The sequence below is a fragment of the Paracoccus thiocyanatus genome, assembly GCF_900156255.1.
GTDB lineage: Bacteria > Pseudomonadota > Alphaproteobacteria > Rhodobacterales > Rhodobacteraceae > Paracoccus > Paracoccus thiocyanatus.
Genome location: NZ_FTMK01000015.1, coordinates 18,570 through 41,105, shown reverse-complemented (window position 1 = coordinate 41,105; position 22,536 = coordinate 18,570). Strand labels below are relative to the sequence as shown.

The 22,536-nt window shown below is 67.0% G+C and carries 21 protein-coding genes; 14 read left to right on the top strand and 7 right to left on the bottom strand.

Features of this window, described 5'->3' with window-relative positions; genetic code table 11:
- Window positions 1-5: 5 nt before the first annotated feature.
- The 11 genes from F3H32_RS11800 to F3H32_RS11750 all read left to right on the top strand — a co-directional run bounded on the left by F3H32_RS11800 (window position 6) and on the right by F3H32_RS11750 (window position 10,280).
- Window positions 6-935 carry an ABC transporter permease gene (locus F3H32_RS11800; protein ID WP_149766043.1) on the top strand — a complete coding sequence of 310 codons (930 nt, stop codon included), beginning with the start codon at window positions 6-8 and terminating at the stop codon, window positions 933-935.
- A gap of 14 nt (window positions 936-949) precedes the next feature.
- Entirely contained in the window at window positions 950-1,810 is an 861-nt protein-coding gene (locus F3H32_RS11795) for an ABC transporter permease (RefSeq protein ID WP_149766042.1), read from the top strand.
- Window positions 1,811-1,822: 12 nt separating this feature from the next.
- Entirely contained in the window at window positions 1,823-2,581 is a 759-nt protein-coding gene (locus F3H32_RS11790) for a glycerophosphodiester phosphodiesterase family protein (RefSeq protein WP_149766041.1), read from the top strand.
- The gene (locus F3H32_RS11785) at window positions 2,578-3,252 is read left to right on the top strand and encodes an HAD family hydrolase (protein WP_188128651.1); all 675 of its coding nucleotides are present in this window, start codon (window positions 2,578-2,580) and stop codon (window positions 3,250-3,252) included. Before F3H32_RS11790 ends, F3H32_RS11785 begins: the two co-directional genes overlap by 4 nt.
- A 15-nt stretch (window positions 3,253-3,267) precedes the next feature.
- Window positions 3,268-4,092, top strand: coding sequence for a sugar phosphate isomerase/epimerase family protein (locus F3H32_RS11780; protein WP_149766039.1), 825 nt, complete (start codon window positions 3,268-3,270; stop codon window positions 4,090-4,092).
- Window positions 4,093-4,266: 174 nt separating this feature from the next.
- On the top strand, window positions 4,267-5,400 hold the full coding sequence (locus tag F3H32_RS18090) for an ABC transporter ATP-binding protein (protein ID WP_149766038.1): 1,134 nt from the start codon (window positions 4,267-4,269) through the stop codon (window positions 5,398-5,400).
- Window positions 5,390-6,313: a carbohydrate ABC transporter permease gene (locus tag F3H32_RS11770; protein ID WP_149766037.1), complete on the top strand. Its 924-nt coding sequence runs from the start codon at window positions 5,390-5,392 to the stop codon at window positions 6,311-6,313. Before F3H32_RS18090 ends, F3H32_RS11770 begins: the two co-directional genes overlap by 11 nt.
- The gene (locus F3H32_RS11765; protein ID WP_149766036.1) at window positions 6,313-7,149 is read left to right on the top strand and encodes a carbohydrate ABC transporter permease; all 837 of its coding nucleotides are present in this window, start codon (window positions 6,313-6,315) and stop codon (window positions 7,147-7,149) included. Before F3H32_RS11770 ends, F3H32_RS11765 begins: the two co-directional genes overlap by 1 nt.
- A 45-nt stretch (window positions 7,150-7,194) precedes the next feature.
- On the top strand, window positions 7,195-8,466 hold the full coding sequence (locus F3H32_RS11760) for an ABC transporter substrate-binding protein (RefSeq protein ID WP_149766035.1): 1,272 nt from the start codon (window positions 7,195-7,197) through the stop codon (window positions 8,464-8,466).
- A 58-nt stretch (window positions 8,467-8,524) separates the two neighbouring features.
- The gene (locus F3H32_RS11755) at window positions 8,525-9,427 is read left to right on the top strand and encodes a PHP domain-containing protein (protein ID WP_149766034.1); all 903 of its coding nucleotides are present in this window, start codon (window positions 8,525-8,527) and stop codon (window positions 9,425-9,427) included.
- A gap of 37 nt (window positions 9,428-9,464) precedes the next feature.
- Window positions 9,465-10,280 carry a MurR/RpiR family transcriptional regulator gene (locus F3H32_RS11750; protein WP_149766033.1) on the top strand — a complete coding sequence of 272 codons (816 nt, stop codon included), beginning with the start codon at window positions 9,465-9,467 and terminating at the stop codon, window positions 10,278-10,280.
- Window positions 10,281-10,287: 7 nt separating this feature from the next.
- On the opposite strand, the gene F3H32_RS11745 is transcribed toward F3H32_RS11750, so the two are convergent.
- From F3H32_RS11745 to F3H32_RS11735, 3 genes are all read right to left on the bottom strand, one after another.
- Window positions 10,288-11,430 (bottom strand): FUSC family protein, encoded by a 1,143-nt coding sequence (locus F3H32_RS11745; protein WP_149766032.1) that lies wholly within the window; start codon window positions 11,428-11,430, stop codon window positions 10,288-10,290.
- On the bottom strand, window positions 11,427-11,894 hold the full coding sequence (locus tag F3H32_RS11740) for a MarR family winged helix-turn-helix transcriptional regulator (RefSeq protein WP_149766031.1): 468 nt from the start codon (window positions 11,892-11,894) through the stop codon (window positions 11,427-11,429). The genes F3H32_RS11745 and F3H32_RS11740 overlap by 4 nt, the downstream gene beginning before the upstream one ends.
- Before the next feature lie 128 nt (window positions 11,895-12,022).
- Complete coding sequence (locus F3H32_RS11735) at window positions 12,023-12,697, bottom strand: GntR family transcriptional regulator (protein ID WP_149766030.1); 675 nt, start codon at window positions 12,695-12,697, stop codon at window positions 12,023-12,025.
- Between the two features lie 188 nt (window positions 12,698-12,885).
- Between F3H32_RS11735 and F3H32_RS11730 the strand changes: the two genes are divergently transcribed.
- Together F3H32_RS11730 and F3H32_RS11725 are read left to right on the top strand one after the other, a co-directional pair.
- Window positions 12,886-13,914, top strand: coding sequence for a trans-3-hydroxy-L-proline dehydratase (locus tag F3H32_RS11730; protein WP_149766029.1), 1,029 nt, complete (start codon window positions 12,886-12,888; stop codon window positions 13,912-13,914).
- A gap of 14 nt (window positions 13,915-13,928) precedes the next feature.
- Entirely contained in the window at window positions 13,929-14,885 is a 957-nt protein-coding gene (locus F3H32_RS11725; RefSeq protein WP_149766028.1) for an ornithine cyclodeaminase family protein, read from the top strand.
- A 54-nt stretch (window positions 14,886-14,939) separates the two neighbouring features.
- Here F3H32_RS11725 and F3H32_RS11720 read toward each other — a convergent pair whose 3' ends face one another.
- Window positions 14,940-15,404, bottom strand: a complete 465-nt coding sequence (locus tag F3H32_RS11720; RefSeq protein WP_149766027.1) for an Lrp/AsnC family transcriptional regulator — start codon at window positions 15,402-15,404, stop codon at window positions 14,940-14,942.
- 109 nt (window positions 15,405-15,513) lie between these two features.
- Between F3H32_RS11720 and putA the strand changes: the two genes are divergently transcribed.
- Window positions 15,514-18,930 (top strand): bifunctional proline dehydrogenase/L-glutamate gamma-semialdehyde dehydrogenase PutA, encoded by a 3,417-nt coding sequence (gene putA / locus F3H32_RS11715; protein WP_149766026.1) that lies wholly within the window; start codon window positions 15,514-15,516, stop codon window positions 18,928-18,930.
- A 123-nt stretch (window positions 18,931-19,053) separates the two neighbouring features.
- Here putA and hpbD read toward each other — a convergent pair whose 3' ends face one another.
- The 3 genes from hpbD to F3H32_RS11700 are packed head-to-tail and all read right to left on the bottom strand — an operon-like array spanning window position 19,054 to window position 22,505.
- On the bottom strand, window positions 19,054-20,163 hold the full coding sequence (hpbD, locus tag F3H32_RS11710) for a 4-hydroxyproline betaine 2-epimerase (protein WP_149766025.1): 1,110 nt from the start codon (window positions 20,161-20,163) through the stop codon (window positions 19,054-19,056).
- 33 nt (window positions 20,164-20,196) lie between these two features.
- On the bottom strand, window positions 20,197-21,264 hold the full coding sequence (locus tag F3H32_RS11705; RefSeq protein ID WP_149766077.1) for a hybrid-cluster NAD(P)-dependent oxidoreductase: 1,068 nt from the start codon (window positions 21,262-21,264) through the stop codon (window positions 20,197-20,199).
- Window positions 21,265-21,266: 2 nt separating this feature from the next.
- Window positions 21,267-22,505 carry an aromatic ring-hydroxylating oxygenase subunit alpha gene (locus F3H32_RS11700; protein ID WP_149766024.1) on the bottom strand — a complete coding sequence of 413 codons (1,239 nt, stop codon included), beginning with the start codon at window positions 22,503-22,505 and terminating at the stop codon, window positions 21,267-21,269.
- Window positions 22,506-22,536 lie beyond the last annotated feature (31 nt).

Below are 22,536 nucleotides of genomic sequence, written 5' to 3'. Positions count from 1 at the left end.
GCCCCATGCCGAGATTCCTTCTGACGAAATTCGCCCGCGCAATGCTGACCATCCTGCTGGTCATGAGCTTTGCCTTTATCGTCCTGCGCCTGTCGGGCGATCCGGCGCAGGTGCTGCTTGGCCCCGACGCGCCGCAGGATGCGGTTGACGCCTTTCGCGCCCGCTGGGGGCTGAACGACCCGTTATGGCAGCAATACCTGGCCTATCTGCGGCAATTGGCGGCCTTTGATTTCGGCGTGTCGATGCGCGACCATTCACCCGCGCTGCAACTGGTGATGGACCGGGTTCCGGCGACGCTGGCGCTGACCGTCCCGGCCCTGATGCTGAAGATCTGCATCGGCATCCCGGCGGGCGTCTATGCGGCGCTGCATCGCGAATCCGTCGCGGATCGGGGCGTGATCATGCTGTCGATCTTTGGCTTCACCATCCCGTCCTTTGTGCTGGGGCTGGTCCTGGTGCTGGTCTTTGCCGTCAAGCTGGACTGGCTGCCCGCCGGCGGACAGGACGGCTGGCATTACGCGATCCTGCCCATCGCCACCATGTCCATCGGCGGCATCGGCATCCTGGCGCGGTTTTCGCGCTCGGCCATGATCGAGGTGCTGGGCCAGCCCTATATCCGCACCGCCATGGCCAAGGGCCTGCCCTGGCGCGACGTGGTCTGGAAACACGCCCTGCCCAATGCGGCGGTGCCCATCGTCACGCTGGTCGGCTTCATGGTCGGCGCGCTGATCGCGGGGGCGGTCGTCGTGGAAAGCATCTTTTCCTGGCCCGGCATCGGGCGGCTGATCGTCGTGTCGGTCGCCAACCGCGATCTGGCCGTGGTGCAATGCATCCTGCTGGTCATCGCGGCCAGCATGGTGATGGCGAACCTGCTGGTGGATTTCGCCTATGGCGCCCTTGACCCGCGCCTGCGCGGCGCCGCGCCCGGCCGGTAACAGGGGATCGAGCCATGACCGATATCACGACCGTTTCCGCCCCGCGCCTGATCCGCCGCATCCGGCTAAGGCTGCCCGCGCTGGTCGCGCTGGCCATGCTGTGGCTGGGCGCGATGGTCCTTGTCGCGATCCTGGCCGACTGGCTGCGCCCCTATGACATCACCGCGATGAACCTTGGGGACCGGCTGGTGCCCATGGGCAGCCCCGGCCACCTGCTGGGAACCGACGAGCTGGGCCGCGACGTGCTGTCGCGCCTGCTGCAATCCATCCGCGTCTCGCTGGTCATCGCCTTTTGCGCGACGCTGATCTCGGCGGTCTTCGGCACCACGCTGGGATTCCTGGCCGCGCAGTTCCGGGGCTGGGTCGAGCATCTGGTGGTCGCGCTGGCCGATTTCCAGGCCGCGCTGCCCTTCATGATCATGTCGCTGGCGGTGCTGGCCTTTTTCGGTTCCTCGATGTGGCTGCTGGTCTGCCTGATGGGCTTTTACGGCTGGGAACGCTATGCCCGCATCGCGCGGGGGCTGGCGATTTCCGCCTCGGCCCAGGGCTATGCGGCCGAGGTGGTGCAATTGGGGGCAAGCCCGTCGCGGGTCTATCTGCGCCATATCCTGCCCAATGTCGCCTCGACGCTGATCGTGTCGATGACCCTGACCTTCCCCGAGATCATCTTGATGGAATCCGGGCTAAGCTTCCTGGGGCTGGGGGTGCAGCCCCCGCAATCCTCGCTTGGCAACATGGTGGGGTTCGGGCGCGAATACCTGACGCGCGCGCCCTGGATCATGCTGGCCCCCTCATTCGTCATCGTCCTGACCACGCTTTCCATCTCGCTGCTGGGCGACTGGCTGCGCGACCGGCTGGACCCGACCATACGCTGAAAGGAACGACGCATGTCTCTTGTCATGGCCCATCGCGGCGCGCGCGATATCTGGGCGGAAAACTCGCTGCTGGGCTTTCGCGAAACCGTCAAGCACGGCTTCGACGGGATCGAATTCGACCTGCACCTGACCGATGCGGGCGAGTTGGTGGTGATCCACGACCCCACGCTGGAGCGGACGACCACCGGCACCGGCCCGGTGCGCGCGCTGACGCCCCAAAGCCGCAAGGCGCTGCGCCTGAAGGGCCCCGATGGCGCGCTGATCGACGAAGGCGTGCCCAGCCTGGAGGAGGCGCTGGAGATCCTGGCCCCCAGCGGCGCCGATCTTTTCGTCGAGCTTAAGCCCGACCAGACCGGCACCACCGACCCGCGCATGGTTTCCATGGCGGCCGATATGCTGCGCCGTCGCGGGCTGGAAAGCCGCGCCGTGCTGCATGCCTTCGACATCGCGGTGGTCCGCGATATCCGCGACCATGCGCCCGGTTTCCGCCGGCTGATTTCCGTCGATCGCGACTGGGCCGGGCGACAGGGCGGGCTGGAGGCTTTCCTGCACGAGGTCCGGGACCTGGTGGACGTGATCGGCATCCATCACGAACTTTTCGCCGCCGAATTCGACCTGGTCGAGGCGATGGGCCTGCGGTCGCGCTGCTCGGCCTGGACCATCAACACGCCGGAGCTGATGCGCGAATGGATCAGGCGCGCGCCGGGCTACCTGGTCTCGGACAACCCCGTGGCCCTGCGCAGGCTGATGGCGGAAAGCGTCGCGGCATGACCGGGTTCAAGGCAATTCTTTTCGACTGCGACGGCGTTTTGCTGGACAGCGAGCCGCTGGGCTGCGCCTCGATCGCACAGGCCATGACCGCCGCGGGCGTCGCGATGACCACGGACGAGGCGGCGGCGCTGTTCTGCGGGCACTCGGCCGCGGCCAGCCTTGCCGTGATCGCGCGCGCCGGGCTGGACCCCCATGCGGTCGCCGACCATGCCGACCGCATCCTGTTTTCCATGTTCGAACAAGAGGTGCCGCTGATGGCGGGGGTGGAACGGGTCCTGTGGGGGTTCGACGTGCCGATGGCGGTCTGTTCGAACTCGCTTGTCCGCAGGCTGGACAGGTCCATCGCCCGCACGCCGCTGGCGCGGCGGTTCGGCGGGCACATCTATTCGGCCGAACAGGTGCCAGCCGCCAAGCCCGCGCCGGATCTGGCGTTTTTCGCCGCGGCCCGGCTGGGGGTGTCGCCGGCCCAGGCGGTCTTCGTGGACGACAACCCGCACGGCCTGCGCTGCGGGATCGGCGCCGGCTGCCTGGCCATCGGCTTTGTCGGCCCGGCCGAGCAGCGCGCCGACCATGCGCGCAGCCTGGCGCAGGCCGGCGCCGATCACGTCGTCCACGGCATGGACGAACTTCACGCCCTGCTGTCCCGGCTTTCGCTGCCGGATGCGGCCTAAGAACAGGAAACCGAGATGACCGAACGACCATTGCTTGGCGCTGCCATGTCCACGCGGGACCTGGCGGGATTGCAGGATTTCATCCTGTCCGAGAACCGCGACCTGGAATTGCAGGATTTCATCGAGGCGGCGGTTCTCAACGGCGACTGGAAGCCATTGGCGGACGAAGCCCGCCGCCTGCTGGCGGGCCATAAGGGCCGGCTGGGCATCCACGGCCCGTTCTGGGGGCTGAGCATCGCCACCCCCGACCCGGATGTGCGCGCCATCGTCACCCGGCGCATGTTGCAGGGGCTGGAGGTCTGCGAATATCTGGGCGCGACCCAGATGGTGATCCATTCGCCCTACACCACCTGGGATTTCAACAACCTGGACAATTTCCCCGATCGCGCCGCCTATGCCCGCGTGCTGGAAAACTGCCATGCCACCATGGCCGAGCCGGTGCGCCGCGCCGCCGAGATCGGCGTCACCATGGTTGTCGAGAACATCGAGGACAAGGACCCCGACATCCGCCGCATCCTGGCCGACAGTTTCGACACGCCGGCGATGGCCGTATCGCTGGACACCGGGCACGCGCATTATGCCCATGGCTCAACCGGCGCGCCCACGGTGGATTATTATGTCCGCCGCGCCGGAAATGGGCTGGAACATGTGCATCTGCAAGATGCCGACGGCCATGCCGACCGCCATTGGTGCATCGGCGAGGGCACGATCCGCTGGAGGCAGCTTTTCCGGGCATTGGGCGAGTTGACCTCAAGCCCGCGGCTGATCCTGGAGTTGCGGGACAAGTCGGAAATCCTGCGCTCGGTCGCCTATCTCCGGGACCTGGGCCTGGCGCGCTGACGCCGGGGCCATCCAGGGACCAACGGGCCGCCCGGCATTCCACCGGGCGGCCCGATCCGTTTTCCGGTGCGGGCGGCCGCGCTGCTCCGCCATGGCAATTAAACTCCGGTTTTTGTCACCTTCCTGAAGTATTGCTCCGCTATCTCCCGCTGCAAGAGATTCGGGAGTATCGCCATGACCGCCGCAATCGAGTTGCGCAACATCAGCAAGTCATTCGGGGAAACGCAGACCCTGCGCGACGTGTCGCTGTCGATCAGGCCGGGGGAATTCATCTCGCTGGTCGGGCCGTCCGGCTGCGGCAAGTCCACGCTGCTGCGCATCCTTGCCGGGCTGGCGCCGCAATCGGGCGGCACGGTCAGCATCGACGGCGCCGGGGTCGATCATCTGCCGCCCAGCGGGCGCGATATCGCCATGGTGTTCCAAAGCTATGCGCTTTATCCGCATATGACCGTCGGCCAGAACATCGCGACGCCGCTGCGGATGCGCCAGCTATCCGCCGCCGCCCGCCTGCCGCTGGTCGGGCGGCTGTGGCCCGGACAATCGGTAAGCCGCGCCCGGATCGGCCAGGCGGTGGCCCAGGCGGCGCGGCTGGTCGAGATCGAGGCGATGCTGGATCGCAAGCCCGCCGCGCTGTCGGGCGGCCAGCGCCAGCGGGTGGCGCTGGCGCGCGCCATCGTGCGCCGGCCGCGGGTGTTTTTGATGGACGAGCCGCTGTCGAACCTGGATGCCCGGCTGCGCGTCACCATGCGGGCCGAGATCGCGGCGCTGCACCGCCGGCTGGGCGCGACCTTCGTCTATGTCACCCATGACCAGGTCGAGGCGATGACCATGTCCGACCGCGTGGCGGTGATGATGGACGGCGAGATCGTCCAATGCGCCGCCCCGACCCAGCTTTACGACAATCCGCGCGACCTGCGCGTGGCCCGCTTTATCGGCACGCCCGAGATCGCCACCATAAGCTCGGACGAGCTGATCGCGGCGAACCAAGGCTTCGCGCCGATCCTGCCGCGCGATCCGGCCATCGCCGCCTTCCGGCCGGAATCGGTATCGCTTGCGCCCGCCCCGGAACATCTGCAACTGCCGGCGACGCTTGAGCGGGTGGAGCAGCTGGGCCATGAAATCCTGGTCTTCCTGCGCCTGGCCGGCGGCGCCCGGCTGACGGCGCGGGCGGTCGCGGGACAGGTCCCGATCTCCCCGGCGGGCCAGCGGCTTGACCTGTGGCTGCCGCGCCGGACGCCCATGCTGTTCGACGCCAGCGGCGCGCGGATGGACAAGGCGCCCCAGCACGAGCTTGCCCATGCCGGCTGACCTGTCCCTGCACGCGCCCAAGGCGCAGCCGGGGCGGCTGGGGGCGGTCCTGCCGCCGCGGATCGCCTATGGCCTGGCCGCGCCGGCCGTCCTGCTGCTGGTCGCGACCGTCATCGCGCCGATCCTGGTGATGATCGCGCTTAGCTTTACCGATTACCGTTTCGGGGAAGCCGGGCTTCGGTGGACCGGACTTGGCAACTATCTGCAATTGCTGGACGACCGGACCTTCAAGCGGGCCTTGTGGAACACCTTCGCCTATGTCGCGATGGTGGCCCCGGCCTCGGTTCTTCTGGGCCTGTTTCTGGCCGTGCTGATCGACGCGCTGGACCGCGGGCAGCGTTTCTATCGGCTGGTCTTTTTCCTGCCGGTGACGGCCACGCTGGTGGCCATGGCGATGGTGTGGAAATACCTGCTGCACGGGACCATCGGGCCGTTCAACCTGATGCTGCAATCCCTGGGCCTGCCGTCGCTGGATGTCTTTGGCGACCGCGACCTGGCGCTGGCGGGGCTGGCGGCGATCAATGTCTGGTCGCTGGCCGGCTTCAACATGGTGCTTTTCTCGGCCGGTCTGACCGGCGTTCCCCAGGACCTGTATGACGCCGCCGCGATGGACGGCATGGACAGCAGGCTGGACCGTTTCCTGAACGTCACCCTGCCGCTGCTGGGGCCGACGACGCTGTTCGCCGTCGTCACCTCGACCATCACCGCCTTCAAGGTCTTCGACACCGTGGCCGTCGTCACCCGCGGAGGGCCGCGCGGATCGACCGACGTGCTGCTTTACACCACTTATCTAGAGGGATTCAGCTATTTCCGCATGGGTTCGGCCGCCGCGATGACGGTCGTGTTCCTGGCCATCATGATGGTCTTTGCCTGGATCCAGGCGCGGGTGCTGGACCGCAAGGTGCATTACTGATGAATACCCCTTACCGCTTTCGCCCCGGACAGATCCTGGCACATGTGATCTTGCTGTTCCTGGCCTTTCTGTTCCTGTTCCCCTTTTATGTGATGATCGTGACCTCGGTTCGGTCGCCGCAGGAACTGTTCGTGCCCCAGTTCCGCTGGCTGCCGCAGCAATTCACCGGGCTGCAATATTATATCCAGGCCCTGACCGAGATCCCGGCGCTGACCTTCCTGAAGAACGGCGTCATCGTGTCGGGCGGGATCCTGCTCGTCCAGCTTCTGACCGCCATCCCCTGCGCCTATGCCCTGGCCAAGTTCCAGTTCCGGGGCCGCGACCTGCTGTTCGCGCTGGTCCTGTTCTCGCTGACCGTGCCGATCCAGGCGCCGGCGCTGCCGCTGTTTCTGGGCCTGAACGCGATCGGCGCCATCGACAGCTATTTTGCGGCCATGGCGCCGTTTTTCCTGTCGGTCTTTGCGATCTTCCTGTTCCGCCAGACCTTCCGCTCTTATCCCGACGAGATCATCCAGGCCGCGCGCCTGGACGGGATGCCGGAATGGGCGATCCTGTGGACCGTCGTGGTGCCCGGCTGCCTGCCGTCGGTCGCGGCCTTCTCGGTCTTTTCGGTGACGGCGCATTGGAACGACCTTTACTGGCCGATGGTCGTGATCCGCTCGACCGACCTGATGACCCCGCCGCTGGGCCTGTCCTTCTTTGCCGACAGCGAAAGCGGCGCGAATTACGGCGCGCTGATGGCGACGGCGACGATCCTGACCGCGCCGCTGATGCTGGGCTTTCTGCTGGCGCAGCGCCACTTCGTCCGCGGCATCACCATGACCGGCGTCAAGTAACCCCCCTTCCTTCCCTTTCCTCCCCAAGACCAACGGAGCCATCCGATGTCCAGATTCCTTCCCACCCTTGCCCTTGGCCTTATGCTGGGCAGTCCGGCCCTGGCCGAAGTGACCATTCAGGTCATGCATCCCTGGCCGGGCCACAGCCCGTTCCACCAGGCCGCCGCCCAGGCATTCATGGCTGAAAATCCCGACATCAAGGTCGAGTTCCGCGCCTCGGCCGAAAACTATGACACCGGCCACCAGTCGATCATCCGCGATGCGATGACCGGCAATGCGCCGGATGTCTATCATTCGGGCTTTCATCTGCTGCCGGAACTGGTCCGCACGCTGTCGGCGCGCGACCAGATCGCCGAACTTGGCCCCTTTATCGAGGCCGAGGGCGGGCAGGACTGGATCGCCGACAATTTCAACCCCGCGATCAGCAACCTGACCGTGATCGACGGCGAGATGTGGGCCATGCCCTTCAACGCCTCGACCCCGGTCATCTTCTACAACAAGGAACTGATCGAAAAGGCCGGCGGCGATACCGGCAAGCTGCCCACCGATTGGGACGGCTGGATCCAGCTTGGCAACAGGATCGCCGGGCTTGGCGACGGCGTGATGGGCATGTCCTATTCGGTCGATGCCTGGCCGGACGACTGGCTGTGGCGGGCGCTGATCTCGCAGCAGGGGGTGCCGTTCATGAACGAGGACGGCGTGACCGTGGCCTGGGACGGCCAGACCGGCACCGCCGCGCTGGAACTGGCCCGCCGCTTCGTCGCGGAAGGCGGCATGAAGCAGATGGATTTCGACCAGGCGCGGCAGCAATTCGTCGCCGGGCTGACGGGCTTTACCGTCCAGTCGGTGAACTCGGCCCGGTCCTTTGGCGAATTGTCGGCCGGCAAGTTCACGCTGGGAACGGCGATCTTCCCGGTGGACAACGCCGCCGACGGCAAGATCCCCACCGGCGGCAACGGCGCGGTGATCCTGGCCAGCGATCCCGAAAAGCAGCAGGCCGCATGGGAATACATCAAGTTCGTGTCCTCGGCCGAGGGGCAGAACATCGCGGTGCGCGGTTCGGGCTACATGCCGACCAACCAGAACGCGATGGCCCCCGAACTGCTGGGCGATTTCTATCGCGACAACCCGAACTGGCGCATCTCGCTGGACCAGATCGACCGGGCGACCCCCTGGGCGGGCTATCCCGGCACCAACTCGGTCGAGATCTGGCGCACGCAGCGCGAAATCATCGCCGAAGTGATGAGCGGCGATCTGAGCGTCGAGGACGGGCTGGCCGAAATGGTCGAAGCCACCAACGATCTGATCGCGAAATAACCCAGGACAGGGCAGGGCCGGGGCAACCCCCGGCCCATCATCCGCAGGACCCAGGCACATGAGCGCATTTTCCCCCTTTGATCTTCCCGGCCCCTTTCTCAAGGGCAACATCCACACCCATTCCAACCTGTCCGACGGGACGCTGGCCCCGCAGGAAGTCGCGGCCCGCTATCGCGCCGCCGGTTATGACTTCTTGTCGATCACCGACCATTTCCTGAAATCCTGCGACTTTCCGATCACCGACATCTCGGATCTGGAAACCGCGGATTTCACCCCGATCTTCGGCGCCGAGCTTCACGCGCCGCGCACCGAGATGTCCGATCTGTGGCACCTGGTCGCCGTCGGCCTGCCGCCGGATTTCGCGCCGACCGCGGATCACGAGGACGGGCCCGCGCTGGCCCGCCGCGCCCATGCCGCGGGCGCCTTTGTCGGCATCGCGCATCCGGCCTGGTACCAGCTTTCGATGGACGATGCCGAAACGCTGCTTGATGCGGCCCATGCGGTCGAAATCTATAACCACGGCTGCCAGATCATGCATGACAAGGGCGATGGCGCCTATCTGCTGGACGGGCTGGCGGACAAGGGGCACCGGCTGCTGGCCTATGCCTGCGACGACGCGCATTTCCGCACGCCCGATTTCGGCGGCGGCTGGGTGATGCTGAAAGCGCGCGACCGTTCGGCGGATGCGATCGTCTCGGCACTGAAGGCGGGGCAGTTCTATTCGACCCAAGGGCCCAGCATCCAGAACATCCGGTTCCAGGACGACCGGCTGCTGGTCGAATGCTCGCCCGCGGCGGGCATCCTGATCGCGGGCCAGGGCTATCAGCACAGCTATCATTTCGAAGCCGGGGTCAGCCGGGCGGAACTGTCCCTTGACGGTCTTCGCGGCAGCCCGTGGCTGCGGGTCATCGTTTTCGGGCCGGACGGCAAGCGCGCCTGGAGCAATCCGTTCTGGCTTTGACGAAAAGCCGGTCTTGGGCCGGGGCAAAGGGCCGCGCATGACGCAACCAACGCTGGGCCGGACCACCTTGGCCGCCATCCACAACAAAAGCGCGACCTTGCCGGCCGCCCAGGCCCGCGTGGCGCGCATCTTTCTGGAACGCCCCGAAGAGGCGATCCGCCTGTCGGTCGCCGGCCTCGCGCATGCGGCACAATCGGGCGAAGCCAGCGTCGTGCGCTTTTGCCGGACCATGGGGTTCGACAATCTGCGCGACCTAAGGGTCGCCCTGGCCGCCGATGTCGTCTATCGGCGCGGCGATGCGTCCTGCGCCCCCGCCAGCCATGTCGACCAGCTTTGCACCGCCCTGCGCGGAACGTCGGACGGGTTGGAGGCCGCAACCCTGTATCGCGTCGCCCGCGCCATGCGGGATGCGCCGCATATCGACATCTTCGGATCGGGCGTGTCGGGGATGGGGGCCGATCTTTTCGCATATCGCTTTTCGCGGATCGGCCTGCTGGCGCGGGCCTTTCGCGACGACATCACCGCGAACGAGATAGCCGCGTCCCGCAAGCGCGGGTCGGTGGCGATGATCCTGTCGGAAACCGGCCTGACATTGCGCACCGGCACGTTCCTGGCCCATTCTCGCGACGCCGGCGCGATCACCGTGGCGGTCTGCGGGCAGGGGGGCGCCGAGGCCCTTGCCCCGCTATGCGACGAGATCATCACCACCGCCCCCCTGGTGCCATCCCCGCAGCGGGGCGAATTGGCGCCGCTGATCGGCAAGCTGATGGTCAGCGATCTTCTTGCCGCCGCGGTGGTCGGGCTTGGCCAGGGCGCAGGCCAGGGCAAGAAGCGGACCCGAGGCCAAGCTTAGGACGGCGTTACCCTTTGACCCTGCCGGCGGCCTCGGCCCGCAGCCGGGCCAGATGCTTGCGATCGTCAAGCGTGGACAGCAGCACCGCGGCCGCGATGCCCACCCCGGCGCCCAAAAGCGTGTCCAGAACCCGTTCCGGCGCCATTTCCGGCCCGGCGCCATGCGGTGCGGCAAGATGGGTCATCAACAGCGCCATCGGCGTGACCAGGATCTGCCCAAAGGCGTAGTTGATCCCGATCACCATCTCGGTCGCGACCTGAAGCACGATCAGCACGGCGATCACGGTCCAGACCGCAGGATCCTGCACCAGCAGGACCCAGGCCAGCAGCGCCCCCACCACCGTTCCCGCCATCCGTTGCAATGCGCGGTTCATGGTGATGTGCAGATGCGCCCCCTGCATCACCGCCAGCGCCCCCATCGCCGCCCAGGCCGGGTGGTTCGCCCCAAAGGCATGGCTTAGAAAAATGGCGATCCCGGCTCCGGCAATGGTGCGGGCGGCGGCAGCCAGCCGATGGCTCAGCAACAGCTCGGGCTCGGTCGGCAGCGCACGCTCGGGCGCCGGGTGATGGCGCAGCGCCTCGCTGGCCGCGCAGACCGCCCAGGCCAGCGCCGCGACCAGCGCGGTTGCCAGGACGCGTCCGATCACCTCATGGCCGGTCAGGCTGCCCGCCATCGAGGCCCCGGAGGCAAAGACGAAGATCAGCGGTCCCGGCGCGCCGAAGCCGCCGGTCAGGCTGACGAACAGAAAGACGCCGCAGGACAGGGCCAGCAGCACCAGTTGCAGGGCCGCCGGTGCGCCCATCCACACCGCGCCGGACATGACCAGCACCGCCAGCACCTGCCAAAGCCCGCAAAGCAGGACGATCCGGTTGCGGCTGCGGGCCGGGGCGAAGCGGCCGAACAACGCGACCAGCGCGCCAAGCGAGGCAAATCGGATCAGGTCGGACCAGGGCGACAGCCAGAACAGCGGCAAGGCGATGGCGGCGGTGATCGCCGCCTGCATCCCCGCCAATGCCGAGTTTCGCAGCGACGGCTGGCGCGACAGCGCGACGCTGGCGCGGAACTGGTCGCGATGCAGCAGATGGCGGGCGGCGTCCCGGCGGCTTGCCGCCAGCGGACCCGGCCTGTCGGCCAGGTTGCGGATCTTCATCGGCCTTGCCCTGCGGCCTGCGCATCCAGCGCGTTCATGCGCCGGTCGATCGTCTCGAAATGCGTCAGCATTGCAGTGAGTTCCCGGTCGGCAAGGTCGCAAAGCATCGTTTCTTCGACGCGGCCCAGTTCGGCGCGGATCTGGCCGACGCGGGCTTCGCCCGAGGCGGTCAGATGGATCAGCCGGGCGCGCCCATCGGCCTGGTCCCTGCGTCTTTCGATCATTCCTTCGCGTTCAAGAATGTCAAGGACGCGCACCAGGCTCGACCCATCCACGCCCACCAGGGCGGCCAGTTCTTTCTGGCTGATGCCGCCGCCGGTTTCCTTCAGATGGACCAGCGGCACCCAGGTTGCATCGCTCAGCCCGGCCGCCGACAGCCGGGCATCGACCGCGCGGCGCCAGCGGCGGGCCAGCAGCGAAAAGCGCATGCCGAACTGCGCGCGAAGGGGAAGATGATCGTTCATGGCCTTCCATATGGGGCCATTTGACTTGATTTGCAATGCAATCTATATAGACACGACAGCAGCGATCCTGCGGGAACAGCAATCCTTGCCCGCTTTGGTGCTTTCGCAGCGCGCCGGTCAGCGCGTCCCTACGCCTTGCTTGCCGGCAGGTGATGCAGCAGCGATGCGCAGGCCCCCATGATATGGTCGTAGACAAGCTTGCCCGCCTTATCCGCATCACCCGCGCGGCAGGCGGCAAGGATCTGGCGATGCTCGCGATCCGCGGTGCCCTGGCCGTGCGAGAGGCTTAGCTGAATGCGCAAATATCGTTCCAGCCGGTCGTTGACCGAACGGATCGTGCCGACCAGGAACGGCCTTTGCGCATCCAGATACAGGCGGCTGTGGAACTGCCAGTTCAGCGCCGACCATTGCGCCACATCCGTTTCCTTGGCGAAGCCGTCGCAGAAAGCCTCGGCCTCGGCAAAGGTTTCCGGCGTCATATGCGGCACCGACAGCTTGACGGCGGCCGCTTCCAGGATGGCGCGGGTCTCGAACACCTGGGCGATCTCGGGCTCTGACAGGGTGGTGACGACGGCGCCCTTGTTGCGCTGGAACGCGACCAGCCCCTCGGCCTCCAGCCGCTTCAGCGCCTCGCGGACCGGGATCTTGCTGACATTGAACATGCGCGCGACATCGTCCTGGCGAATCGGCTCGCCCTCGTCCAGCGACCCGTCGGCGATGGAATCGCGGATGAATTTCAGGATGATGTCCGAGGCGGTGGGGGCTTTCCCCAGATTGGGAACCTCTACTTCCTTCAATGGCATCCGCTTTCCCCAAGCTGGCGAACAGGGCCGTCGCAACGCCGAAGATATGGTAGCCGATATATCGCCGCAAGAGACAGCGGCTTGCGGTCTGGCCCACGGCGATGCCGCTTGACAGGATCGGACGGGCCGGGCAAATTCGCCCTGATATCGTATACGAAATATAATCACTCACCGCCGAGCGAGGGAAAATGCGCACATCCAGGGTCGTGCATGTCGTGTCCTGCCATGCCGAAGGCGAGGTCGGCGATGTCATCGTCGGCGGCGTCGCTCCGCCGCCGGGCGAGACGGTCTGGGACCAGTCGCGCTGGATCGCCCAGGATGAGACCCTGCGGAACTTCGTGCTGAACGAGCCGCGCGGCGGCGTGTTCCGCCATGTCAACCTGCTGGTGCCGCCCAAGGATCCGCGCGCCCGCATGGGCTGGATCATCATGGAGCCGGCCGACACGCCGCCCATGTCCGGCTCGAACGCGATCTGCGTGGCGACGGTGCTGCTGGATACCGGCATCGTTCCCATGCAAGAGCCGATCACCAGCATGGTGCTGGAAGCACCGGGCGGGCTGATCCAGGTCGAGGCCGAATGCAGGGGCGGCAAGGCCGAGCGCATCCGGGTCCGCAACGTGCCCTCTTTCGCCGACCGGCTGGATGCGCGGATCGAGGTCGACGGCTTGGGCACGATCACCGTCGACACCGCCTATGGCGGCGACAGTTTCGTGCTGGTCGATGCGGCCTCGGTCGGGATGCGCATCGCCCCCGATCAAGCCCGCGACCTGGCCGAGTGGGGGGTGCGGATCACGCGCGCCGCCAATGAACAGCTTGGTTTCCGCCACCCGGCGAACGATTGGAACCACATCTCGTTCTGCCAGTTCACCGACCCGCTGACCAAGGCGGACGGTGTGCTTTATGGCAAGAATGCCGTGGCGATCCGTCCGGGCAAGATCGACCGCTCTCCGACCGGGACGGGCTGCTCGGCGCGGATGGCGGTGCTGCATGCGCGCGGGCAGATGAAGGTCGGGGACCGCTTCACCGGCCGCTCGATCCTGGACACCGAGTTTCATTGCGCGATTGCCGATCAGGTCGATCTGAACGGCAAGCCGGCGATCAGCCCGATCATTTCCGGCCGGGGCTGGATTATCGGGACGAAACAGTTGATGGTCGACCCGTCCGACCCGTTCCAGGGTGGCTATCGCCTGTCGGACACCTGGCCGATGGATGTTTAAGGAGGCTTCGTTCCATGACCGCCACAAGCCCTGCGCCGCAATTCCTGTCCTATGACGCTGCCATCGGCCGGCTGAACTGGGCCGATGCCGTCGAGGCGCTGCGCCAGGGCCATGCGCTGCCCCGCGCGCAGATCGCCGACGTGTTCCTTGGCCCGCCCACCGGCACGATGATGAGCCGCTCGGCCTGGATCGAGGGGCTGGGCTACGGCGCCAAGACCTTCACCGTCTTTGACGGCAATGCCGCGCGGGGGCTGCCCACGGTCCAGGGCGCGATGCTGGTTTTCGACGGCGAAACCGGCGGGCTGCAAGCCATCGTCGACAGCCCGCTGGTCACCGAGTTCAAGACCGCCGCCGATTCCGTGCTGGGCGCCAGCCTGCTTGCACGGCCCGATAGCCGGCACCTGCTGGTGGTCGGCGCGGGCACGGTCGCGGCCAGCCTGGTCAGGGCCTATACAGCCGTGCTGCCGGGGATCAGGCGGGTCTCGGTCTGGGCGCGCCGGCCGGAACAGGCGCAGGCGCTGGTCGCGGGACTTGGCGGCATCAACGCCGAACTGGCGGCGGTCGAGGACCTGCGCGCCGCGGTCGGGCAGGCCGATATCGTTTCTTCGGCCACCATGGCGCGCCAGCCGGTGATCCTGGGGGATTGGGTCCGGCCCGGCACCCATGTGGACCTGATCGGCGCCTTCAAGGCCGACATGCGCGAGGCCGACGATGCGCTGATGGCCAGGGCCGCGCTGTTCGTGGACAGCCGCGAAACCACGCTGGGCCATATCGGCGAGCTTGTGCTGCCCATCGCCTCGGGGGCGATCACGGCCAAAAGCGTGCTGGGCGATCTTTACGACCTGGTGCGCCCCGACGCCCGGCGGCGGCGGTCCGGGGACGAGATCACCGTGTTCAAGAACGGCGGCGGCGCGCATCTGGACCTGATGATCGCGTCCTACATCGCGCGCGTGATGGCAAAGCCGGCCTGACCCAAGGCCAGGCAGTCAATGGCTGGCCGATCGCCCCGTCCCCGGACGGGGTGGCTAGCCCAGCGTGAAATTCTGCTCGACCACGGCCTCCATCGAGACATGGCTGGAGGTGTTGCTGACATGGGGCAGGACCGAGATCTTCTCGGCCAGGATGCGCCGGAAATCGGCCATGTCGCGCGAGCGCACCTTCATCAGATAGTCGCAGCCGCCGGCGATCATGTAGCATTCCTCGACCTCAGGAATGGCGCGGACAGCGGCGTTGAACTGTTGCAGCGCCTGTTCGCGGGTGTCGCTCATGCTGACCTCGACATAGGTCACATGGGTCAGGCCCAGCTTCAGGGGCGACAGGATGGCGCGATAGCCGGTGATCAGGCCGATGTCTTCCAGATGCTTGATCCGCAGGGCCACGGGCGTCTTGGACAGGCCAACCCGCCGCGCCAGCTCGGCGATGGGGATGCGCGCGTTCTGGGTCAGTTCCGCCAAGATCTTGCGATCCTGCGCATCCAGGTTTGGGTCCATTCTAAAAAACGCCTCGAATTTGTTCTGTATGCCTATGGAGTGGACCATCTTCAGCCGCACCGCCTATCCGGCATCTGATAGCCTTGTCCCATCGAATAAGGAGATCGGCATGACCCATGTCAACCCCGCGCCGTTTTCGGACGTGTTTTCCACCCAGGCGAAATTCGCCGACGAGGCGGAGCTGCTGCAAGGGCTGGTGGTGCAGGCCGGGCTGGATGCCGGTGCCCGCGCCGCCATCACCGCCCGCGCGGCGGGCCTGGTGCGCCGCATCCGCGCCGAGGCAAGCCCCTCGATGATGGAACATTTCCTGGCCGAATACGGGCTGTCCACGCGCGAGGGCGTGGCGCTGATGTGCCTGGCCGAGGCGATGCTGCGCGTCCCCGACCGCCAGACCATCGACGCGCTGATCGAGGACAAGATCGCGCCCTCGGACTGGGGCAGGCATCTGGGCGCGGCGTCCTCGTCGCTGGTCAACGCCTCGACCTGGGCCTTGATGCTGACCGGCAAGGTGCTGGACGACGACCAGGCCGGAACGCTGCGCCGGCTGGTGCGTCGGCTGGGCGAGCCGGTGATCCGCACCGCCGTCACCCGCGCCATGAAGGAAATGGGCCGGCAATTCGTGCTGGGCCAGACCATCGAAGGCGCGCTGGACCGCGCCGCCAAACGCGAGGCGCAGGGCTTTACCTACAGCTACGACATGCTGGGCGAGGCGGCGATGACCGGGGCGGACGCCGCCCGCTACGAGCACGCCTATGCCGATGCCATCGCCGCGATCGCCAAGGCTTGCACCAAGGGCTCGGTCGAGGACAATCCCGGCATCTCGATCAAGCTCTCGGCGCTGCATCCGCGTTACGAGGTGGCGCAGCAGGACCGGGTCATGGCCGAACTGGTGCCGGTGGTGCTGCGGCTGGCGCAAGCCGCCAAGGCCGCCGGCATGGGCATGAACATCGACGCCGAGGAACAGGACCGGCTGGTCCTGTCGATGGGTGTGATCGAGGCGGTGCTGGCCGATCCCTCGCTGGCCGGCTGGGACGGGTTCGGCGTCGTGGTGCAGGCTTACGGCAAGCGCGCCGGGCAGGTGATCGACTGGCTTTACCAGACCGCGGCCCGGCTTGATCGCCGGATCATGGTGCGGCTGGTCAAGGGCGCCTATTGGGACAGCGAGATCAAGCATGCCCAGGTCGAGGGCCTGCCGGGCTTTGCGCTGTTCACCAGCAAGGTCGCGACCGACGTCAGCTATATCGCCCATGCCCGCAAGCTGATCGGCCACAGCGACCGCATCTATCCGCAATTCGCCACCCACAACGCCCATACGGTTGCGGCGATCCTGGAAATGGCGGGCGACACCCGCTTCGAATTCCAGCGGCTGCACGGCATGGGCGAGCGGCTGCACGACATCGTGCTGCGCGAGACGAAAGGCCGCTGCCGCATCTATGCGCCCGTGGGCGCGCATCGCGACCTGCTGGCCTATCTGGTGCGCCGGCTGCTGGAGAACGGTGCCAACAGCAGCTTCGTGCATCAGATCGTGGACGAATCCGTCCCGCCCGAGGAAATCGCCCGCGACCCCTTCGTGGCGCTGGCGGACGCGCGTGCGCCGCGCGCGCTGGTGGCGCCGGACGCGCTGTTCGGCGCCTCGCGTCGGAACTCGACCGGGTTTGATCTGACGGACGAGAAGACTTTGGCGCGCATCTATGCCGCCCGCGACGTGGCGATCCCTGATGCGATGCCGCTGACCGTCTCGGAACCCACTGGCAAGATGCAGGATGTGGTCAACCCGACGACGGGCGAAAAGATCGCCCAGGTGATGATGGTCGATGCCCAGACCGCCGTCCGCGCCATCGACGATGCGCGCATCTGGGACGCGCCGGCGGCCGAGCGTGCCGCGGTGCTGCACCGCGCCGCCGATCTTTACGAAGAGCATTTCGGCCCGATCTTCGGCATCCTGGCGCGCGAGGCAGGCAAGGCGCTGCCCGACGCGGTGGCGGAACTGCGCGAGGCGGTGGACTTCCTGCGCTATTACGCCGCCGAGGGCGAGGCCGATGCCGGCACATCGCGCGGCATCATCGGCGCGATCAGCCCGTGGAACTTTCCGCTGGCGATCTTTACCGGCCAGATCGCGGCAGCGCTGATGGCCGGCAATGCGGTGATCGCCAAGCCGGCCGAGCCGACGCCGGTCATCGCCGCCTATGCCGTGGGCCTGATGCATCAGGCGGGGGTGCCGAAAGCCGCGCTGCAATTGCTGCCCGGCCGCGGCAGCGTGATCGGCACGGCGCTGACTTCGGACGCGCGGGTCGCCGGGCTGGTCTTTACCGGCTCGACCGGGACCGCGCAGACCATCGCCCGCAACATGGCCGCGAACCTGGCGCCCGGCACGCCGCTGATCGCGGAAACCGGCGGGCTGAACGCGATGATCGTCGATTCGACCGCGCTGCCGGAACAGGCGGTGCGCGATATCGTCAACTCGGCCTTCCGCTCGGCGGGCCAGCGCTGTTCGGCGCTGCGCTGCCTTTATGTGCAAGAAGATATCGCCCCGCATCTGATCCAGATGATCCAGGGCGCCATGGACGAATTGCGCCTGGGCGACCCGTGGAGCCTTGCCACCGATGTCGGCCCGGTGATCGACCCCGGCGCGCAAAAGGAAATCGCCGATTACATCGCCGGACATGCAAATCGCGTGCTGCACAGGCTGGCCACCCCCGCGGGCGGCTATTTCATCCCGCCCACCATGCTGAAGGTCTCGGGCATCAATGACCTCGAACGCGAGATCTTCGGCCCGGTCCTGCATGTCGCGACCTTCAGGGGCGACCAGCTTGGCCAGGTGATCGCCGACATCAACGCCCGCGGCTTCGGCCTGACCTTCGGGCTGCACACCCGCATCGATGCGCGCGTGCAAGAGGTCTCGGACGCCATCCATGTCGGCAATATCTACGTCAACCGCAACCAGATCGGCGCGGTGGTGGGCAGCCAACCCTTTGGCGGCGAGGGGCTGTCGGGCACCGGGCCCAAGGCCGGCGGGCCGCGCTACGTGCCGCGCTTCCTGACGCCCGCCGCGCCTGCGGCCACGGCCGGCGATTGGCAGGGGCAGGCAGACGAGGCCAGGGTGCGCGGGGCGCTGGCCAATGCGCCCTCGCGCAAGATCGACGAGCGGCTGATGCCCGGCCCCACGGGCGAATTGAACCGGCTGACCGCGCATAGCCGCGCCCCGGCCCTGTGCCTGGGTCCGGGTCCCAAGGCCCAGGCGGCGCAGGTGGCGGCGGTCGAGGCGTTGGGCGGCCATGCCGTCGGCGCCGACGGCGACCTGCCGCCCCAGGTGCTGGCCCAGTTGCCGCATCTGTCGGCGGTGCTGTGGTGGGGCGATCAGGCGCAAGGCCGCGCCTATGCCCAGGCCCTGGCCGAACGCGATGGCGAGATCGTGCCGCTGCTGACAGCCATGCCCGACCTGGCCCATGTCGCGCATGAGCGCCACCTGTGCGTGGACACCACCGCGGCAGGGGGCAACGCGGCGCTGCTGGCTTCGTCCGGCTGACATTTGCCAAGGGGCCGGTATCGGCCAGGGTGTAGGCCGGCCATGATCCTTGGCCGGCCTCTTTTCACCGATCTGCCCGGTCAGGCGGCAACATCCCTTGGGGATTGCTCAAGAGAAACCACTTCAGGAAAACGATGCAACCGCCGGACCGAACGGGCTTTCCTCGGGGACGACGCCAAGGCCGGGACCTTCCGGCAGGGCGATATGGCCGCCGGCGATGCGGATGCCGTTCTTCGCGTCATAGGGCTGCGCGATATAGGGCTGGGCCACCCAGACCCCCTCGTTCAGCCGCGGCTGGACGGTGGCGCCGATATGGGTGCAGGCGGCGGCGATGATGTCGCCGCCCCAGGCGTCGTCGCAGGTATGGGGCAGGGCGCGCGCCTCGCAGATGTCGCGAAACGCCGCCATGGGCTGCAAGCCGCCGATGCGCGTCACCTTCATGCCGAACCCGTCGCAAAGCCCCTGGCCGGCGGCGCGGATCACGGTGGACAGATCCTCGCCGCTTTCGTCCAGATAGATACCGTGCTGCACGCGGCTTCGGATCGCGACGATTTCCTCCAACGTGTTGCAGGGCTGTTCCAGCACGAAGGGGACCTGGGGGCATTCGCGGCTAAGCCGCAGCACGTCGCGCGCGGGCAGGCTGCGGTTGCCGTCCACGGCCAGCCGCGTGCCGGTGCCGCGGATGCGTTCCCAGACCTTGCGCACGGTCTCGATGTCGATCTCGACCGGGCGCGCGCCGATCTTGATCTGCAGGCGCGGGAAGCCCTCGGCGACCTTCTCGGCGGCGATGCGGGCGATCTCGTCGGGCTCGCCGATGCCGGTCGCGTAATAAGAGGGCACGCGCTCGGCCGCGACGCCGCCCAGCAGGTCCGCCACGCGGACGCCGTAATGCTTGCCCATCAGGTCATGGGCGGCGATGTCGATGGCCGCCTTGGCGTAGCTGTGCCCGCAAAGCAGCCCGTCCATCCGGCGCCGCAGGACCAGCGGTTGCAGCGGGCTGGCGCCGATCAGGCCCGGCGCCATCTCGGCCAGCGCGGCGCGGGCGCCGGCGGCGTGGCTGGGCGCATAGGTCGGGCCGACCGGGCAGGTCTCGCCCCAGCCCACCAGCCCGTTGTCGGCGACGATCTTGACCAGCGTGCTTTGCAGCGACCAGACGGTCGAACTGGCGATGGTATAGGGGCCGTCCTTGACCGGCAACTCATGGGCATGGATGTGGATTTCGGAAATCTTCATGGCCTGTCCCTGTCTTGTGATCGGCAAATGGCTTCACAGGTCGATGGTAACGTCGCCGATGGGCCGCGAGCAGCAGGCCAGGATATAGCCCGCCTCGACATCCTCGTCGGTGATGCCGCCATTATGGACCATGTGCACCTGGCCCGAGAGCTTGAGCACCTGGCAAGTGCCGCAGATGCCCATGCCGCAGCCCGAGGGGATGGGGATGCCGGCGGCCCGCGCCGTGGCCAGGATGGTCTCGGTCTCGGCCGCCCGCGCGGCCCTGCCGGATGCGGCAAAGCGAACCTCGGCCAGCGCGCCTTCCTGCGGCACCACGTCCTCGGGGACCGTCTCGGCCTCGGCTGGCGGGCCGCCGAAGCTTTCCTGGTGATAGCGGGCCATGTCGTAGCCCAGCCCGTGCAGGATGTCGCGCACCGCCTGCATGAAGGGCTCGGGGCCGCAGCAATAGACGTCGCGCTCCAGGTAGTCGGGCGCGATCAGGCCCAGCATCAGCTGGTTGAAGATGCCGCGAAAGCCGGTCCAGGGGCGGTAGGGGTCGGGTTCCTCGACGATCCATTTCAGATGGATGCCGGGGGTGCGGGTGGCCATGTATTCCAGCCCCTCGCGAAAGATGATCTCGGACGGGCGCCGCGCGCAGTTGACGAAGACGATGTCGGGGTCGCGCCCGGAATCGTACAGAAAGGTCGTCATCGACATCATCGGCGTGATGCCCGACCCGGCCGAGATGAACAGGTATTTCTCGGCCGGATCCTGCATCATCGAGAACTTGCCGGCCGGGCCGCGCGCCTTGATCCGCATCCCCGGCCGCAGGTGGTCGAACATCCAGCGGGTGCCGACCGAGTCCTTTTGCGCCTTGACCGTCACCGTCAGCGAGGTCGGCCGCGAGGGCGAGGACGAGATGGTATAGGTGCGGTGCAGCACCCCGCCCGGCAAGGGCAGCTCCAGCGTCAGGAACTGCCCCGGCTCATGGCTGAACAGCGCGCCGGACGGGCTGCGAAAGCAGAAGGTCATGACATTGGGCGCCTCTTGCAGATAAGAGGCGCATTCCAGTTCCTCGGCATCGGTCCAGAAGGCCAGGGCCGGCTTGGGCAGCGCGGCCATCGTCACTCGGCCGCCAGGCGGCTGGGGGCAAGGCTGCGCTCCATCCATTCGGCATACCAGTCGATGAACTGGATGACGCCGCTTTCCCAGTCCGGCGAATAGGGGCCGGGGATATAGGCGGGGGACAGGATGCCTTCCTGGTTGGTCTCGACGATCTCGCGGTCCTCGTCATTGGTGGCAAGCCACACCTCGGTCAGGCGTTGCAGGTCGTAATCCACCCCCTCGACCGCGTCCTTGTGGACCAGCCAGGTTGTCGTCAACTCGGTCTCGGTCGGGCTGATCGGGGTGATGCGGAAGGTCAGCGAATGGTCGGGCAGGAAATGGTTCCAGGTCGAGGGATAGTGGAAGACCAGCAGCGAGCCTGCGTCCGATTTGGCGACGCAGCCCAACGGTTTCGCGACCGCCGGCTTGCCGTCCATCGTGAAGCTGATGGCGGTTTCCTGAAGCGGCATCCGCGCCAGCCGGTATTGGCCGTCCTCGCTCAGCAGGAACTGCGCCGGCGCCCCCGCCGCGTCGCAGGCGTCGAAATGCGCCTGCAACCGCGCCGAGATCGAGCCGTCGGGCGACACCCCCGCCACTTCCGGGTCCAGCGGGAAGGACCGGCACAGCGCCGGGTGGTTGGCGCTGCAATGATAGCATTCGCGGTTGTTTTCCCAGACCAGCTTCCAGTTGGCCTTCTCGATCGTGGTGGACGTATGGGCGACCTTGGCCTGGGACAGGTCGTGGACGGCCAGATAGGGCCGGGCCTGGCGGGCGAAGGCTTCGAAATCCGGCGGGTTGTCGGACAGGCAGATATAGACCAGCCCGTTCAGGTCGCGCAGCGCCACGCCGCGCAGCCCGTGCTGCGTCGGGTCGAAGTCCGGGCCCATGCTGTTGGCCCAGATCAGCTTACCGTCCAGGTCGTAGGTCCATTGGTGATAGGGGCAGACCAGCTTGGCCACCTGGCCTTCGCGCTGCTTGCAGACGATCGAGCCGCGATGCCGGCAGGAATTGTGAAAGGCGCGGATCTCGCCGTCGCGGCCCTTGACGATGACGATGTTATAGGCGCCGACCCGCAGCGTCGCGTAGCTGCCGGCCTTGACCAGTTGGCAGGCCGGGATGGCGAAGAGCCATTCCCTGTAGAAGATGTGTTCCAGGTCCTGCTGGAAGATTTCGGGCGAGGTGTAGAAGGGCTGCTCCAGCGCGTGTCCGGGAATCCGGCGGGCAAGCAGGTCGGGCAGATTCGTGTTGGTGGCGGACATGTCGGCTTCCATGGGATAAGGGTGAATCCTG

What these genes read in the sequence shown, in the direction of transcription:
- F3H32_RS11800 (WP_149766043.1), top strand. Translation starts at nt 6, where the DNA reads ATGCCGAGATTCCTTCTGACGAAATTCGCCCGCGCAATGCTGACCATC.
- F3H32_RS11795 (WP_149766042.1), top strand. Translation starts at nt 950, where the DNA reads ATGACCGATATCACGACCGTTTCCGCCCCGCGCCTGATCCGCCGCATC.
- F3H32_RS11790 (WP_149766041.1), top strand. Translation starts at nt 1,823, where the DNA reads ATGTCTCTTGTCATGGCCCATCGCGGCGCGCGCGATATCTGGGCGGAA.
- F3H32_RS11785 (WP_188128651.1), top strand. Translation starts at nt 2,578, where the DNA reads ATGACCGGGTTCAAGGCAATTCTTTTCGACTGCGACGGCGTTTTGCTG.
- F3H32_RS11780 (WP_149766039.1), top strand. Translation starts at nt 3,268, where the DNA reads ATGACCGAACGACCATTGCTTGGCGCTGCCATGTCCACGCGGGACCTG.
- F3H32_RS18090 (WP_149766038.1), top strand. Translation starts at nt 4,267, where the DNA reads ATGACCGCCGCAATCGAGTTGCGCAACATCAGCAAGTCATTCGGGGAA.
- F3H32_RS11770 (WP_149766037.1), top strand. Translation starts at nt 5,390, where the DNA reads ATGCCGGCTGACCTGTCCCTGCACGCGCCCAAGGCGCAGCCGGGGCGG.
- F3H32_RS11765 (WP_149766036.1), top strand. Translation starts at nt 6,313, where the DNA reads ATGAATACCCCTTACCGCTTTCGCCCCGGACAGATCCTGGCACATGTG.
- F3H32_RS11760 (WP_149766035.1), top strand. Translation starts at nt 7,195, where the DNA reads ATGTCCAGATTCCTTCCCACCCTTGCCCTTGGCCTTATGCTGGGCAGT.
- F3H32_RS11755 (WP_149766034.1), top strand. Translation starts at nt 8,525, where the DNA reads ATGAGCGCATTTTCCCCCTTTGATCTTCCCGGCCCCTTTCTCAAGGGC.
- F3H32_RS11750 (WP_149766033.1), top strand. Translation starts at nt 9,465, where the DNA reads ATGACGCAACCAACGCTGGGCCGGACCACCTTGGCCGCCATCCACAAC.
- F3H32_RS11745 (WP_149766032.1), bottom strand. Translation starts at nt 11,430, where the DNA reads ATGAAGATCCGCAACCTGGCCGACAGGCCGGGTCCGCTGGCGGCAAGC.
- F3H32_RS11740 (WP_149766031.1), bottom strand. Translation starts at nt 11,894, where the DNA reads ATGAACGATCATCTTCCCCTTCGCGCGCAGTTCGGCATGCGCTTTTCG.
- F3H32_RS11735 (WP_149766030.1), bottom strand. Translation starts at nt 12,697, where the DNA reads ATGCCATTGAAGGAAGTAGAGGTTCCCAATCTGGGGAAAGCCCCCACC.
- F3H32_RS11730 (WP_149766029.1), top strand. Translation starts at nt 12,886, where the DNA reads ATGCGCACATCCAGGGTCGTGCATGTCGTGTCCTGCCATGCCGAAGGC.
- F3H32_RS11725 (WP_149766028.1), top strand. Translation starts at nt 13,929, where the DNA reads ATGACCGCCACAAGCCCTGCGCCGCAATTCCTGTCCTATGACGCTGCC.
- F3H32_RS11720 (WP_149766027.1), bottom strand. Translation starts at nt 15,404, where the DNA reads ATGGACCCAAACCTGGATGCGCAGGATCGCAAGATCTTGGCGGAACTG.
- putA (WP_149766026.1), top strand. Translation starts at nt 15,514, where the DNA reads ATGACCCATGTCAACCCCGCGCCGTTTTCGGACGTGTTTTCCACCCAG.
- hpbD (WP_149766025.1), bottom strand. Translation starts at nt 20,163, where the DNA reads ATGAAGATTTCCGAAATCCACATCCATGCCCATGAGTTGCCGGTCAAG.
- F3H32_RS11705 (WP_149766077.1), bottom strand. Translation starts at nt 21,264, where the DNA reads ATGGCCGCGCTGCCCAAGCCGGCCCTGGCCTTCTGGACCGATGCCGAG.
- F3H32_RS11700 (WP_149766024.1), bottom strand. Translation starts at nt 22,505, where the DNA reads ATGTCCGCCACCAACACGAATCTGCCCGACCTGCTTGCCCGCCGGATT.